This is a genomic window from Treponema sp. UBA7570 (assembly GCA_002477955.1).
Classification (GTDB): Bacteria; Spirochaetota; Spirochaetia; order Treponematales; family Treponemataceae; genus Treponema_D.
The window spans coordinates 60,288-74,751 of the sequence record DLLE01000052.1; the positions used below are offsets into that span (position 1 = coordinate 60,288).

At 38.5% G+C, this 14,464-nt stretch carries 13 protein-coding genes; 10 read left to right on the forward strand and 3 right to left on the reverse strand.

The genetic code is table 11. The features are described from left to right. Window positions 1-131 precede the first annotated feature (131 nt). On the forward strand, window positions 132-770 hold the full coding sequence (gene purN, locus B4N75_RS06215; protein ID WP_296667432.1) for a phosphoribosylglycinamide formyltransferase: 639 nt from the start codon (window positions 132-134) through the stop codon (window positions 768-770). Window positions 771-792: 22 nt separating this feature from the next. Here purN and B4N75_RS06220 read toward each other — a convergent pair whose 3' ends face one another. The 3 genes from B4N75_RS06220 to B4N75_RS06230 all read right to left on the reverse strand — a co-directional run bounded on the left by B4N75_RS06220 (window position 793) and on the right by B4N75_RS06230 (window position 4,383). Beyond that, a complete protein-coding gene (locus B4N75_RS06220) occupies window positions 793-2,118 on the reverse strand; it encodes an OmpA family protein (RefSeq protein ID WP_296706877.1) in 1,326 nt (441 codons plus the stop codon). Between the two features lie 158 nt (window positions 2,119-2,276). Next, window positions 2,277-3,410 carry a lytic transglycosylase domain-containing protein gene (locus B4N75_RS06225; RefSeq protein ID WP_296667428.1) on the reverse strand — a complete coding sequence of 378 codons (1,134 nt, stop codon included), beginning with the start codon at window positions 3,408-3,410 and terminating at the stop codon, window positions 2,277-2,279. Further along, a complete protein-coding gene (locus B4N75_RS06230; protein WP_296020058.1) occupies window positions 3,394-4,383 on the reverse strand; it encodes a tetratricopeptide repeat protein in 990 nt (329 codons plus the stop codon). Before B4N75_RS06230 ends, B4N75_RS06225 begins: the two co-directional genes overlap by 17 nt. Window positions 4,384-4,524: 141 nt before the next feature. Between B4N75_RS06230 and B4N75_RS06235 the strand changes: the two genes are divergently transcribed. From B4N75_RS06235 to B4N75_RS06275, 9 genes are all read left to right on the forward strand, one after another. Further along, the gene (locus B4N75_RS06235; protein ID WP_296667425.1) at window positions 4,525-5,121 is read left to right on the forward strand and encodes a hypothetical protein; all 597 of its coding nucleotides are present in this window, start codon (window positions 4,525-4,527) and stop codon (window positions 5,119-5,121) included. Beyond that, window positions 5,118-6,854, forward strand: a complete 1,737-nt coding sequence (locus B4N75_RS06240; protein ID WP_296706879.1) for a tetratricopeptide repeat protein — start codon at window positions 5,118-5,120, stop codon at window positions 6,852-6,854. The genes B4N75_RS06235 and B4N75_RS06240 overlap by 4 nt, the downstream gene beginning before the upstream one ends. An 84-nt stretch (window positions 6,855-6,938) precedes the next feature. Continuing rightward, window positions 6,939-7,367 (forward strand): preprotein translocase subunit YajC, encoded by a 429-nt coding sequence (yajC, locus tag B4N75_RS06245; protein WP_296667421.1) that lies wholly within the window; start codon window positions 6,939-6,941, stop codon window positions 7,365-7,367. 21 nt (window positions 7,368-7,388) lie between these two features. Continuing rightward, window positions 7,389-9,137, forward strand: a complete 1,749-nt coding sequence (gene secD / locus B4N75_RS06250) for a protein translocase subunit SecD (protein ID WP_296667419.1) — start codon at window positions 7,389-7,391, stop codon at window positions 9,135-9,137. After that, window positions 9,137-10,048, forward strand: coding sequence for a protein translocase subunit SecF (gene secF, locus B4N75_RS06255; RefSeq protein ID WP_296667418.1), 912 nt, complete (start codon window positions 9,137-9,139; stop codon window positions 10,046-10,048). The genes secD and secF overlap by 1 nt, the downstream gene beginning before the upstream one ends. Before the next feature lie 104 nt (window positions 10,049-10,152). Further along, on the forward strand, window positions 10,153-11,046 hold the full coding sequence (gene ispH / locus B4N75_RS06260; RefSeq protein ID WP_296667417.1) for a 4-hydroxy-3-methylbut-2-enyl diphosphate reductase: 894 nt from the start codon (window positions 10,153-10,155) through the stop codon (window positions 11,044-11,046). A 91-nt stretch (window positions 11,047-11,137) separates the two neighbouring features. Then, entirely contained in the window at window positions 11,138-12,631 is a 1,494-nt protein-coding gene (locus B4N75_RS06265; RefSeq protein ID WP_296667415.1) for a hypothetical protein, read from the forward strand. Window positions 12,632-12,653: 22 nt separating this feature from the next. Next, window positions 12,654-13,262 carry a penicillin-binding protein activator LpoB gene (locus tag B4N75_RS06270; protein WP_296020041.1) on the forward strand — a complete coding sequence of 203 codons (609 nt, stop codon included), beginning with the start codon at window positions 12,654-12,656 and terminating at the stop codon, window positions 13,260-13,262. Between the two features lie 43 nt (window positions 13,263-13,305). Beyond that, entirely contained in the window at window positions 13,306-14,331 is a 1,026-nt protein-coding gene (locus tag B4N75_RS06275; protein WP_296667413.1) for an LPP20 family lipoprotein, read from the forward strand. The last annotated feature ends 133 nt before the right edge of the window (window positions 14,332-14,464 follow it).

The following is a 14,464-nucleotide window of genomic DNA, read 5'->3' on the forward strand; positions in this document are numbered from 1 at the left end:
CGAATGTTGCTGTTTTAAAAATCGGGGGGGGGGGGGGGTTTTTCTTTATAAATCCTTTTCGGCAGATTTAGTAAAAAACTTTAATATTTTTTTGCCTGTCAAACAAACTTTATTTGTGGTATATTTTTTTTATGAAAGAAAAAATAAAAATTGCAGTTCTTGTAAGCGGAGGCGGAACAAACCTTCAGGCTTTGATTGATTACGAAAAAAACACAGAAAATTGTCCTTATCAGATTGAAATTGTAATTGCGGATACAAAAAAAGCGTATGCGCTCGAAAGGGCTCAGAACGCAGGAATAAAGACAAAAATCGTTTCTCCATTTGCTGTTTTGGGTGAGCAAAAGGCAAAAACCGTCAGCAAGGAAGAAAAACGCATTGCCGTTTCTGACGCTGCGTTAAATGCCGCAAAAGAGTCTGGTTGCGACGCCATCGTTCTTGCAGGCTGGCTTACAGTTTTGAGCGGAAAAATTATTCAGGAATATTCAGGAAAAATCGTAAACTTGCATCCGGCTCTTCTTCCAAAATTTGGCGGAGTAGGAATGTGGGGACACAACGTCCACGAAGCGGTTCTTGCCGCTGGCGAAAAAGAATCCGGCTGTACTGTGCATCTTGTAGACAGCGGTTGTGATACTGGAAAAATCCTTGTTCAGAAAAAAGTGCCTGTCATGCCTGGCGACACTCCGGAAACTCTTTACGCGCGCATTGCCCCGCAAGAGCACCAGGCAATGGTCGAAGGCGTTTGTCAGCTGGCAGAAATGCTTTCAAAATAAAAGCATGCTTGCCCTGCGAATTTTAATTTCGCTGGATATAAGTTGCTTTTGGTCTTGCAGTAATTATTACGCGGCGGTTTTGAGCCCTGCCTTCTGCTGTTTCGTTAGAAGCAACTGGCTGGGTGCCGCCGTATCCTCTGTAAGAGAAAATTGAACGGTCCAGACCGTTTTTTACGAGTTCGTCGATTATGGTCTGGGTTCGCTCAATGCTAAGTTTCATCTGTCCCTGCGGCTTGTTTACATCGGCAGTGTGCCCTTCAATCAAAATTGTATAGGCGTTGTCAGAATTCAATTTTTTGAGGCTTTCGGCAAGTTTCTTAACTTTCTGCACTTCGCCGTCCAGAAGCTTTGGACTGTCGGCAACAAATTTCAAATCATAAAGAATCTGAATTCCTCTCGCTGTGTCCTGAATTGAAGCCGCTTCTTCTTCGTTAAAAAGACGCTGTTTAATTTCGCGGAGGTCGGCATAGTATTGTTCAGTTTTTTGCAGAACAGCAATGTCTTTAACAAGATTTTTTTTGTCCAAAAGGATTACGATTTTTCCCTGCTTTAAAAGTTCAACATTTTCAGGAATACAAAGAATTTTTAAGGCGTCCCTTTTAGAAATAACAGGATCCGTGCGGAATCTTCCAAAAACTTTTCTTGCGTTTATGTAAAGCGGATCAAGTCCAATTCTCTGGGCGTAGACAGATTCGTCTTCCGTCCAGTCGTAGTGAACAAGCCCTTCTTTTTTTTCAATTTCCGGATCTTGAGTATTGCGCTCATAAATCAAGTTCATATCCTCGTCCCAAATTTTAGGGAAAAAGCACGGCATAATTTCGTCTTTTGTAAATTCACCTTGAACGTCAAGCTCGCCGCGGGCATCGATTATAATTCCTGTATAAACACGGCTTGGAATATTTTGCAACGGAGGCAGCGGTTTGTAGGCGGTTTTGTGCCGGATTAAAAGCGAAGAAATGTCGAGAGTGCTCAGGCTGCTGTCAATTTTTAAAACCGAGGCAGAATTTACAAAAATGCCCGGACTTTTTTTAGAACCGTCTACAATATTCCCAACTTGTTCGAGAGTAATTGTGTTGTCAAAAATAAGGTCTGCAAGCTGGGTCTTGTTGTCTACCAAAAGAGAAAGAAGCGGCTCTTTTACCAAATCCGGCAGTTCTGTTTTTATCCGGTTTACCGCGCTCATTTTTCCGGAAGGCATTGCAATATTGCTTTTTTCCAAGTCAAGATAAACTGAAGAACTAAAATTGTTTTTTGTCCAGTCAATTCTGCTTTTGCTTTCGAGGTCGCCGTTTTGTGCAAAAACCATGCAGGCGCTAAAAAAAAACGTGAATAAAAAAACTTTTTTCAATTTAATCTCCAAAAGACTGTCTTTTTTTGTACGGGGCCATTTTTGCTTCGCAAAAACCGGGCTATCCAGGGCTACGGCATTCGCCTCCGACCAAACGCAGGCGTTTGTTTTCGCTGCTCTCACCCTTCCTATCCCTTGTCCTCATTTTCGGCATTTTTTTATCTTATATAAAGAATTTTACCTTCAGAAAGAATATCTCCGTCTTTTAATCCGTTTATTTTCTGGAGATTTAAAACGCTTGTTCCGTATTTTTTAGAAATAGACCAAAGAGTTTCTCCCTTTTTTACAATATGCCTTGCTGAATAATTGTTTTTATTTTCCGCAAAAATTTCATTCAAGGCAATTTTTACGCTTTCTTTCATTCCATCAGGAAGCCGAAGCTGATATTTTTGGTCTGGAGGCGTGCAGTTTTGCAGAAGGGCAGGATTCAGTTTTTTTAAAATCGAAGGCTCCATCTTTAATTCGGAAGAAAGCCTGTCCAGGTTTATCTGTTTTTCTGTGGTCAAAAAGTCAAATTCTGCGTATCTTTTAGAAGATGTAATTTCTGGCAAAGACATTCCATATTTTTTTTCGTTTGTCGCAAGAATGCAGATTGCAAGAAGTTTTGGCACATATTGAACGCTTTGGTCGCGCAAAAGTCCTTTTTCCGAAATATACCAAAAATCTTTTTTTTCGCTTTTGCTCAAAATTTTCTTCATTGCGCCGGCTCCGCAGTTGTAAGCGGCAATTGCAAGCGGCCAGTCCCTAAACTGCCTGTAATTTTCTTCGAGTTTTTTTAAGGCGGCGTCTGTGCTCAGCCAAGGATCGTAACGCTCGTCAATGTATTCATTCTTTTTTAAAAGTCCAGCAATCGAGTTGTCCATAAACTGCCAGAGTCCGCGTGCTCCGCTTTTGCTTACGGCAAGAGGCTTGTATTCGCTTTCTACGACCGGAAGATATTCCAGGGCAGCAGGCAGGTTCTTTCTTTTTAGTTCCTGACGCACGTAGAGTCGGTAAAGCTCCCCGTTGTCTAAAATCTCAGAAAGCTGCCGTTTTCCAAAAGGTTTTGTGTATTGCTCAATGTATTTTTTTATCTGTTTTTTTGCATAAGGCGAATCAGGAATTTGTATTCCGCCGGCCTGCTTTTCGTCAAACGAAAATTCCTGCGGCTCTTGTGTCTTTAAAATCTCTAAAAATTCTTCTGGAGTAATTTTTTCAAGAAAATCACAGGCCTTTACAGAATTTTGGTTTTTTAAAAAGACAAAAAAAGGCAGGATTGCAAAAATGACTTTTATTCTACAGTTTTTCACCATAGTAAATTCCGGCCCATTCCCAGCGTCCGTGAATTTCCGGGTCTACAGGAAAATTCACCTTTCTAAAATACAGGTACCAGACAGGCATGTAAGGGCTCCAACCTGTTGTTCTCAAATAAGCCTCGTTTGGATTTGAAGACTCATCGAGTTTTTCGTTGTAGCGGATTCTTTGTCCGACCATAAAACCTTTCATCGAGAAATTTTCAAGCGCGTTCGCATCTGTTTCGCTTGATTTCCAGGACATTGCAAAGAAATTTACTTTTGAGCGATATTTGTCGAGAGAACGCCAGTCGTAGCGTCTTATTGCGGTTTTGACAGCTTTTTCCAAAGCGTCGAGGGATTCAAATGTCCAGTCCTTTGTCGAATTTGAAAAATCGACCATTTTTCTGGCATTTGAATAAGCGTCTGGAATTCCAGGAATCTGGATTGTCGAAGCGTCAGGCTGTTTTAAAAATAGCGAGTAGGATTTTAGCGCCTGATTGTATTCGCCTTCTTTTTCGTACTCAAGCGCAAGCCGTACATACATTTCTGTAATGCTCACAAGCGAAGGAAAACGGCTTACAAGCTGGTTAAAATACGAAATTTTATTTGTGGAATCTGTGCTGATTTGAATTAAATGCTGCAGGCAGATAAAGTGAACTGACTTTCCCTGAACAAGAAGATCCGGATAATTTTTAAGTATCCGGTTAAAGTAATATTCTGCGACAGGTTCTGCTCCGTTTTCAAGGTAGCTTGAAGCAACCATCAAAAGCCAATATGCGTTGTAAATGTCTTTCGGATTTTTTTCTACCCAGTCCGTCAAAAACAAAATCATTTCGCTTGAATTTTTTGAAGAATAAAGCGAATTCGCAATTCTATTTATTACCGCATATCTGGTTTGTGCCGAAAGATTTTTTTCATTTAGAAGAAGGTTTAACTGGACAAGATTTTCATTTTTTTTCTTAGATGAACATGAAAAATTAGAAAAAAACAAAGGCGCCGCAAGACACAAAAACACAAAAAATCTCAAGTTTATCTTCATATTTAAAGATTAACAAAGTGCTTTCTTATTGGCAAGAGGGCGAAACTTGTTGTATTCTATTAGCTAGAGTTAATATCTGAATTTGGGGCAAAAATGAAAAAACTGGCAGCGACAACATTGAATATTATTCTGGCTCTCGGCGTTGTTTGTATTTTGGCAGGAATTCTTCTGTTTCCGCGTCTTGCAAGTCATTTTAATGCTCATGTCGAAACCTGGACCGTTATTCTTACTGTTGCCGGAGCGCTTGTTTTTTATTTTTCTCTAGTAAAATACAGTTCGGCCTTAGTTTTTTTTCTTGGACTTTACGCTCTTCTTGCCGGTTTTTTGTTTATGATTATTGGTTCCGGACTTGTTCCGTTTGGAATCGAAGGTCTTTGGCCGGTTTCAATAATTCTTGCAGGCTTTAGCGTTCTTTTTACAGGAATTACAAAAGACAGGCGTATTCGTGTTTCTTACCTTTTTCCGTCTATTTTTTTAATCGGAATGGGTTTTTACTTTTTGCTTTTTTCTCTCAATTTGATTTCGATGGGTTTTAGAAAGTGGATTTCGATTTTCTGGCCTCTGTTTCCAGTTTTTCTTGGAATCTGCCTCATAATTCTGTTTTTAATTCAGCAGAATCCGGCCGCGCACTTTCCTTACGACAAAAGCGAAAGCCTTGAAAATGATTTTGAAGAGGATGCAAAGGAATGAAGCCGGTCTTTTACATAACCTTTGTTTTTTCTCTTGCATTTTTTTCCTGCGGTTCAAGTCCAAAAAATGAATTGCAGGCGGAAAATCATTTGGAAGGGCAGTACAGCGCGCAGCTCTCGGAATCAGTTTCGATAGCGCTTCCTCCAAAAAAAGAAAAAAAATTTTTTTCAGGAATTCCAGAAGAAGCGGTCAATGCTGTTGAGAACGGCTCTCCAGAATCTATAAACCTTGCATATTCGATTTTGCGGAAAAATGCAGAATTCTATACCGAAAACGAAAAAATTCTTTTAAACACAGCATATTCTTTTATGACGATTTTGTGGCAGCAGGAAAAAGTGAATTTTCAGCCGTTTGAAGGCTTGCCGCCAAATCCTTACACCGGCGCAATTGAATCTGCAAAGCGCGGAATTTACGATGAAAGCACTGGAAGTTCCGATTTTTTGACACTGGTTCTTCCTTCTTTAGTTCTCGTAACTTCCGAAAATAGAAAAGATTATTATCCGCTTGCACAAGAATCTCTTTCTTTGGCATTAAAAGAAAATCCAGAAAGCGTTGTTGCTAATTTTTTGCAGGGCTTGCTTTTGCTCAGACAGAATGATTTTGAAAACGCTTTAGTTTTTTTTGAGAAAGCTTTTGATTCTTCTCCACAAACAATAGAGACTTGCTATGCTTTGGCTGACTGCAATTTTAAGCTAAAAAATTACTCAAAATCTTACGAACTTGCAAAATCAATTCTCGAAAAAAATCAGTTTTATTCTCCGGCGCTAAAACTTTGCGCAGAAAATGCTTTTGCGCTTGGCGCCCTTGAAGAAAGCGAGCTTTATGTTGGACGGGTTTTGCAGCAGGAACCGGAAAATTCTTATTTTGTTTTGTTCAGGGCGAAAATTCTTGCGGAAAAAGGCGATTATATTCGCTCTGCTTCCTTGCTTGATGTTTATGCGCTTACAAATTCCGACAGCCGGGAATATCTTGTTTTGCGCGCAAAAGTTCAAAAAGACTGGAATAAAAATATGACGGCGGCCTGCGCGACAATCGAAAAAGCGCTTTCTCTTTATCCTGACGATACAGAAATTCTTCTTACTGCGGCAAGCCTTGCCGGGGAAACTGGTTCAAAAATAAATGGAAAAACCGCTGGCGAACTTGCAGAAAAGGTTCTTTTGACGGACAGCACGAACATCGAGGCTATGAAAATTCAGGTGAATGATTTTGTAAGCCGGAAAAAATGGAACGAAGCTTACAAAACAAGTTCTGCCCTTATAAAAATAAAAGACATTCCTGCAGAATGCATTTTTACTCACATTGATGTCTGTCTTGCGTCTGGCAAAAACAGCGAAGCGTGGGACATTATTTCTTCGCTTTACGAAAAAAATCCAAAAAACGAAGCGGTCTTGCAAAATTATATAAAAGTTCTTGTTGCTACCGACAGGCGTTCTGAGGCTTCTCAGCTTATTGAACAGAATCTTTCCGGGGCATCTTCAAAAATGAAAAGTTTCTTCTATTACGAGCGAAGCTTTTTGCAGAAAAATGAAAATGCGGTTATGGTGGATTTGCGTTCGAGCCTTACAGCAAACCCACGCAACAAGGATGCGCTTTTTCGTCTGTATCAAATTTATTTTAACAAAAAAGAATATCGAAAGGCTCAGTATTATTTAAAACAAGTAGTTGCAATTTCTCCGGCAGATGAGAGCCTTTTGCTGTTAAATGCAGAGCTTGAAACGCTTCTGTCCAAATAGACATCTTTATTCTTGCCTTGCCACAATATTATCAAAATGTTATTCTTTTAAGGCTAAAAATTTAATAAAAAAGGAAGGGAAAAAATGTCTTTTATACCTTTATTGCAGAATGGTGCTCAGGGACAGGGCAACATGCTTATGTCTGTAGTTCCGTTTATTTTAATCATTGCAATTTTCTATTTCTTCATTATTCGTCCGCAGAATAAAAAACAGAAGGAAACTGAAAAAATGATTAACGCCCTTAAAAAAGGCGACAAAGTTGTTACAATCGGTGGAATCCACGGAACTGTAAGCTCTACAAAAGAAAAAACAGTTGTTGTAAAAGTTGATTCAAATACTCAGATTGAATTTTCACGCTCTGCAATTTCTGCAGTTGTTACAGAAAAAACAGTTGAAAAAGCTTCTTCTAAAAAAGCAAAGAAAGCTGAAGAAGTAAAAGCCGAAGAGCCAGCTGTTGAAGTAAAAGCAGAAGCTTCTGCAGAAGAAAATGCAGCAGAAGAAGAAAATAAATAGTTTTCAGGGTGGAATTATTAAATGAATAAACGTAGTCGTTTTATTCTTATTTTGGTTGTACTTGCCGTTTGCGCGCTTTTTTTAAGACCGTCGGTAAAATGGTATTTTGGTACACCAGATGAGATTCAGAAAGTGGCTTTGAGTTCACTTGAAAAAATCAAGGATGAATCAGAGAAAAAAGCAAGAGAGGAAGTTGCCCTTGTAAAACAAATGGCAAACAAAGATGCAAATGCTTCTTTGGACAAATCTTACTCTTACGTTGTAAAAGCAGCAAAAAAAGCATATAAAGCTGCTAAAAAAGATGTTCCTTCGGACATGAATCTTGCAGCAGTTCTCTCCGCATTTTCAAGTTCATCGGAATTGCAGTCGGTATTTGAAGATTATTACCGCTCGCTCTATTTAAAAGCAAAACATAATTACAATTCGTCTGTAAAACTTGGTCTTGACCTTTCTGGCGGTATGAACATTATTGTAAAGGCAGACTTGGATGCGGCGCTTGCTAAGCAGAAAGAAACTTCTGAAGTTGGAAATCCAGATGCTTTTAAAGAACAGGCAATGACACAGGCTTTGGAGACACTTACATCTTCAATCGATAAATTCGGTCTTACTTCTCCGGTTATCCGTCAGCAGGGTGAAGACAGAATTTATATCGAAATTCCAGGCCAGGCAGATGGTGAAAGCGTAAATTCTATTATTCAGGGCAAAGGAAGCTTGAATTTCCGCCTTGTTGATGAAAACGCAACAAATGCATTTGCCGCTTACTATGCTTCTGTTGGACCTGACGCCTTTAAGGCAGACGGCTCTCTTGCAGACCCATCGGTAATTCCTTCAGACACTGAAGTTTTCGGCTATTATACAAAAGATTCTTATGGTCTTGACCAGAGAATTGGATACATTGCAGTTAAAAAACAGATTGCCCTCGATGGAAATCACGTAAAATCAGCTCAGGTAAGCCGCGACCAGACAACAGGACAGACAGAAGTAAACTTCTCTCTTGATTCTGCAGGAGCAACAATTTTTGCTGACTTTACAGGCGCTCACGTAGGCGAACGTCTTGCAATCGTAAACGACAACAAAGTAAAATCTGCTGCTACGATTCGCCAGGCTATTACTGGTGGAAACGTAAGTCTTTCTGGCGGTTTTAGTGTAGAAGAAGCCCAGAATATTCAGAAGGTTCTTCAGACTTCTTATCTTGAAGTTCCTTTAAAGATTGAAAGCCAGCAGGTTGTCGGCGCCTCTCTTGGAAAACAGGCAATCCATCAGGGAATGATGGCTTTGGCTCTTGGTCTTGCACTTGTGTTTATCTTTATGATTGTTTATTACATGGGTGCTGGTTTTTATGCAGTTATTGCACAGATTCTCAATATGTACATCATGTTCGCTGTGCTTTCAGCATTCAACCTTACACTTACACTTTCTTCTGTTGCCGGTATGATTCTTACAGTTGGTATGTCTGTTGACGCCAACGTAATTATTTTTGAACGCATAAAGGAAGAGCTTGCGCTTGGAAAGAGCCGTGCCGCAGCAATTGCTTCCGGTTTTGACAACGCATTCTGGGCAATTATGGACTCTAACATTACTACATTTATCGCCGCCCTGTTCTTGAGCCAGCTTGGTACTGGTTCGATCCAGGGATTTGCAGTTTCTCTTGCAATTGGTGTGTGTTCATCAGTATTTACAGCACTGGTAATTTCCCGCCTTATGTTTGACTTTAACACAGATGTAATCGGACAGAAAAAAATCAGTATCGGCTGGGGAGTTAAACAGTAATGAAAAAAATAATTCATTTTAGTAAATTTTTCCCTGCAGCAGTTGTTTTGAGCGCAGTTCTTATTGTTTCTGGAATTGTAAGCCTTTGTGTTCGCGGAATGAACTGGGGCCTTGAATTTAAACCTGGCCAGAACATTCAGGTTAGTGTTGCGGCAGAAACAGATTCTGACAAAATCGCAGAACTTCTTTCTTCTAATAAAATCAACGCTTCTGTAAAGTCTGCTGGAGATGAAAATACTTATCAGGTTCGCACTGAATCTGGTGAAAGTGTAGAAAATGCAGTTAAGTCTGTTCTTGCAGAGAAATATGGCAACGAGAATGTTGTAATTGAACAGAGCCAGTCAATAAGCGCGCAGTTTTCAAAATCTTTGATTCGTGATTCTATTATTTTGGTTTTGGCGACTTTGGTTTTGATTTTTGCATACACATTGTTCCGATTTAAGTGGGATGCCGCTCTTGGCTCTGTAATTGCCGTTATTCACGACGCTTTGATTATGATTTCATTCTTTACATGGTCACAGCTTGAATTTACAACGACCTCAATTGCCGCAATTCTTACAATTATCGGTTATTCAATTAATGCAACAGTCGTAATTCTTGACCGCGTTCGTTCTGATATGAAGATTGTGGAAGCGAAAACTTTCAAAGATATTCTTAACAGCGCTCTTACTGCAACCTTGAGTCGCTCTGTAATTACGACAATAACAACACTTTTTGCTGTTCTTGCTCTCGTTGTATTTACAACTGGCGACATCAAGAATTTTGCAATTGCGCTCGTAGTTGGTCTTATTTCCGGATGCTATTCATCATTGTTCATTGCAGGTTCATTCATCGCAACAGTAAGAAAAAATTGGAAACCTGTTGCAGTTTTGCCAAAAGCAAATGTTCGTTCAGAAGAAAAAAGCGAATAGCTTTTAACTTTTAATGAATGATTAAGCCGTGGATTTTTATCTGCGGCTTTTTTTTATGCTTTTTTGCTTGTAATGAATTTTATAAAATGCGATATTTAAATTCTATGAAAATTATTCGTGCAGAAAAAATGGGTTTTTGCGCCGGTGTGCGGCATGCTGTAAAAACGGCAGACAGTGCACTTGAAGAAAATAAAAACGGACAGGTTTATTCATTTGGACCTCTTATTCACAATCCTTTGGCCCTAAAAACTTTTGAAAACCGCGGATTGAAAATTCTTGATGAAAAAAAAATCTCCTGTGTAAAAAAAGAAGATACGGTTGTAATTCGGGCGCATGGAGTTCCTCCAGAAATAAAAGAAGGGCTTGAAAAGACTGGTGCAAAAGTTTTGGATGGAACTTGTCCAATCGTGCGGGCCAACCAAAAAAAATGTGCAGATTTTGCAAAAAACGGCTGGATTATTTTTTTTACGGGAGATGCAAACCACGGAGAGGTGATTGGAATTGAGGGAGCGGCCAGACGTGGCGCGGAAGATGCCGGAAAGAAACTCGATTTTGTCCTTGTAAAATCTGTCGAAGATGCTGTTTTTGAATATAAAAAACTTTTTTCAGAAAATGTGCCGGAAAACTGTGTTTTGATAAGCCAGACGACTTTTAGTGTAAAACTGTTTGATGAAATTGCCGCTGTTTTAAAAGAAAAAATTCCTGATTTGAAAGTTTTGCGCACTATTTGTCCTGCAACTTACGACCGTCAGGACAGTTTGACGGATTTGTGCAAAAAAGTAGACGGAGTTCTTGTAATTGGCGGAAAAAACAGCGCAAATACAAATCGGCTTTACGGAAAAGCAAAGTCGCTTTGCAAACACGCTGCCCTGATTGAAAAGGCAGCTGAAATTCCTGAAGATTTTTTTTCTCTTGAAAAAGTCGGGCTTACGGCAGGAGCAAGCACTCCAGACGATGTGATTGATGAAGTTGAAAAAACTCTGTCAAATAGTTTTTAGTTTTTTTTTAGATTTTGCATCTATCATACTCAATAATGGTTCGAGTAAATTAAAAATAGTTTTGAAGATTATTCACGGTTGCGAGCTTAAAATGAAAAAAATTATCAAAATTTTTATACTTCTGTTGGCATGTTTTTTTGTTTCATGTTCTTCCTCAAATATAGAAGATACAGAACTAGAGAATATTGCTGCGGCTGAAAAAAAACAGCACTCCAAAAAAGTAAAGCCAATCAAATACAACGAAGAAGAGTATAAAAAAGCCTACAATCAGAGAAATTATTCTACTTGTCTTGGAATGATGCTGTACAAAACAAGAAAAAAGGCAGATATAAGGGACAATCTTGACCTTGCTATGCTCTATTTTATTATTGGTGAATATGCTCAGGCTTCGGTTGTTTTTGAAAAGACTGACGCGCAGATGTTTGACACGCTTACAAAAAGCATTACAAAATCAATCGGAAAAGCGATTGTCAACGAAAATTTAAAAGAATATACGGGCAATGTTTACGAGTATCTTCTTGTAAACACGATGAATTCCCTTTGTTACTATTTGCAGGGAGATTTAAACAGCGCTGTAAACCAGCTCACCAAACTTTCTGACGTAAAACTTCCTGAATACAGACGTCTTTACGGTGAAGTTTTGATAAAAAATGGCCTGGATCCTTCTGTCCGCGAAAAGCTTGATGAGGACGCAAAATCTCTGAGCGCTTATAATATTGATTCTTCAGTTTTTACAGCCGATTTGCCTAAGAAGCCAACCGAAAAAGACGTTTATAAGGAATCATCTCTTGCCAGATACTTAAGTCTAATTTTAAGACAGGCAGATGGCGATAAAAGCCAGGTTGATTCTGATTCTATTGTTTTAAAGTCGCTTGTAAAAGATTTTGATTCTGTTGATTCAGCAATTCCTTCCGGCAAAGGACGCGTTAACGTTCTTGCTCTTGCTGGTCTTATTGGAAAACAGACTGCAAAAGAAGTTTATTTTCCTTCAAAGTCTACATATTTTTATGTTCCGACTGGAAATTCTTCTTATCGCCTTCTTCCTGTTCAGTTTAAATTTGTCTATCCGTTTTATGCGGGAAAATCTACTGTAAGCAGTGTTGACGTTGTGCTGAATAATGTGGGAACCAAAAGTGCTATTATAATAGAAAATTTTAATGCAAATTTGGAAAAATCTGTTAAACTTAGAGCTAGAAAAGAATACGCTGCAAGCATGAACCGCAGTATTACGAAAAAAGTCAGTGGAATTGTGGCAGGAATTGCAAGTATAAACGCTAGTTATGAAGGCTTAAAAATGCTTTCGGGAAGAAGCATTGCTTATACTTTGGCTTCGATTGCTTTTGACGCGCTTTGTTCTTCAACGGCAGCTGGTCTTTCGGCTATTGATTTGACCGAAACTGCTGATATTCGTCAAGGAGAATTTTTCCCAGAAACTGTAAATGCCGCAGGTTTTACTGTTCCTTCTGGCTTATATAAGGGAAAGGTGGTTTATCGCTTTTCTGATGGAAGTATAGTCGAAAAACCTTTTGAAACTGAGGTAAAAGAAGGAAAACCTTCTTTGGTTGTTTCTTCTTGTATAAAATAGATTTATTATTGAGAGGTAATTTATGAAAGTAAAAGTAGTATTGGCAAATTTATTGGTTGTTTCTTCGTTGTTTTTCTTTTCTTGCGGATCTACTTCTGTGAAAAGATATGGAGCAGAAGAAAGCGTAAAAGATTTGAGCGGATATTGGAACGACAACGATGTTAATCAGGTTTGCACAGCTTTGATTGATTCGTGCATAAAGTCAAAACGCGTTGCAAATTTTAAGAGCGCAAAAGGCAGAACACCTGTTGTAATTATTGGAACTATCAAAAACAAGAGCGTTGAACATATTGACACTTCAATTCTTTCAAAAAGATTTCAGAATGTAATTATCAATGACGGAACTTTGGAATTTGTAGCGGATGCAAACCAGAGAGAAGAGTTGCGTGCAGAAAAATACGATCAGGCAGAGAATGCTTACGAAACTGCTAAATCTATCGGAAACGAAACTGCCGCAGACTTTATGCTCCAGGGCACTGTTACGACAATTGTAGATACTGACGGAAGACAGCAGGTAAGAACTTACCAGGTTGATATGCAGTTGATTGATTTGGAAACAAACAAGATTATTTGGTCTGATCAGAACAACGATATTAAGAAGTATATAAAAAAATCTGCTGTAAAATTCTAACAGTTTGCAAAATTCAATAACGTAAGAAAGTTTAAGGATTTTTATGAAAAAAAGCATTTTTGTTTTTTCCTTTATATTCTCTGTCTGCCTAGTTTTTGGCGCAAAAAAGAAAATGCCGGAATGGACAACTCTGCCGACAAGCGTTTATCCTTCGGAAACTTATATGAACGGAACTGGCTCTGGAGAAAATCGGGAAAGTGCAGAACTTGAAGCTGTAAAAAACCTTTCTTCTATTTTCGGGCAGACAGTAAAGTCGAACAGTGTCGCATCAAAAAAAATGGAACAGGCGCTTTCTGACGGAAAAGTTTCTTTTTCTTCTTCTGGAAACTTGCAGCAGAATATAACGAGCCAAATTGAAGCAGAAAATCTGATTGGAATAGAAATTGCAGAATATTTTTATAATTCGCCTGAAAAGAAGTGGTATGCAATTGCAGTTCTTGACAGAAAAAAGACAGCCGCTGTTTATTTGGATCTTATACAGAAAAACGATGCAGTTGTTAGACAGTCTGTAGCAGAGTCTGAAAAAAATCCGCATTCTTTTTACGGTTATAGTGAGATTTGTTTTGCTGCTGACATTGCTTCTGAAAACGACAGGCTGCTTAAAAATCTTACAGTAATTGATTTTGAGCAGGGAAATGCAATCAGCAAACAAATTGTTTCGCTTCAAAGTATGCAGGCTGCTCAAAAGAAGTTTGCCGAAGGAATTACGATTTATATAAGGGTTGGTGGCGACAAGGAAAATAAGATAAAATCTGCTTTTCAAAACATTTTTTCAAAGTACGGATTTAAAACATCTTCGTCTAAAAAAGAAAAATACGGGCTTGAAGGCAGTTATTCTTCCGAAATTTCAAAAAAAGGAAAAATTACATATTGCGTTTATACGTTGGACTTAGATTTTTCTGATAATTTGAAGTCGGAGTCGCTGTTTGCAATAAACTTAAAAGGAAGGGAAGGTGCTCCTTCTGAATCCGATGCAAAAAATAGAACTTATCGGGTTTTGGAGAAAAATATAGGAACAGAATTCAGCAAAAATTTTGATTCTTATATGAATAATCTTTCTTTTAGGTAACTGTTTTTTATTTAGGATTTATCCGTCTTTTTGGCGGTTTGTTAAAAAATAAAATTTGCTTTGCAAATTTTTTAGCAGGAGGTAAGATAAAAATAGCCGAAAATGGCGTCTGTTTTTATCTTTACAAGTTTGC

What these genes read in the sequence shown, in the direction of transcription:
- purN (WP_296667432.1), top strand. Translation starts at nt 132, where the DNA reads ATGAAAGAAAAAATAAAAATTGCAGTTCTTGTAAGCGGAGGCGGAACA.
- B4N75_RS06225 (WP_296667428.1), bottom strand. Translation starts at nt 3,410, where the DNA reads ATGGTGAAAAACTGTAGAATAAAAGTCATTTTTGCAATCCTGCCTTTT.
- B4N75_RS06235 (WP_296667425.1), top strand. Translation starts at nt 4,525, where the DNA reads ATGAAAAAACTGGCAGCGACAACATTGAATATTATTCTGGCTCTCGGC.
- B4N75_RS06240 (WP_296706879.1), top strand. Translation starts at nt 5,118, where the DNA reads ATGAAGCCGGTCTTTTACATAACCTTTGTTTTTTCTCTTGCATTTTTT.
- yajC (WP_296667421.1), top strand. Translation starts at nt 6,939, where the DNA reads ATGTCTTTTATACCTTTATTGCAGAATGGTGCTCAGGGACAGGGCAAC.
- secD (WP_296667419.1), top strand. Translation starts at nt 7,389, where the DNA reads ATGAATAAACGTAGTCGTTTTATTCTTATTTTGGTTGTACTTGCCGTT.
- secF (WP_296667418.1), top strand. Translation starts at nt 9,137, where the DNA reads ATGAAAAAAATAATTCATTTTAGTAAATTTTTCCCTGCAGCAGTTGTT.
- ispH (WP_296667417.1), top strand. Translation starts at nt 10,153, where the DNA reads ATGAAAATTATTCGTGCAGAAAAAATGGGTTTTTGCGCCGGTGTGCGG.
- B4N75_RS06265 (WP_296667415.1), top strand. Translation starts at nt 11,138, where the DNA reads ATGAAAAAAATTATCAAAATTTTTATACTTCTGTTGGCATGTTTTTTT.
- B4N75_RS06270 (WP_296020041.1), top strand. Translation starts at nt 12,654, where the DNA reads ATGAAAGTAAAAGTAGTATTGGCAAATTTATTGGTTGTTTCTTCGTTG.
- B4N75_RS06275 (WP_296667413.1), top strand. Translation starts at nt 13,306, where the DNA reads ATGAAAAAAAGCATTTTTGTTTTTTCCTTTATATTCTCTGTCTGCCTA.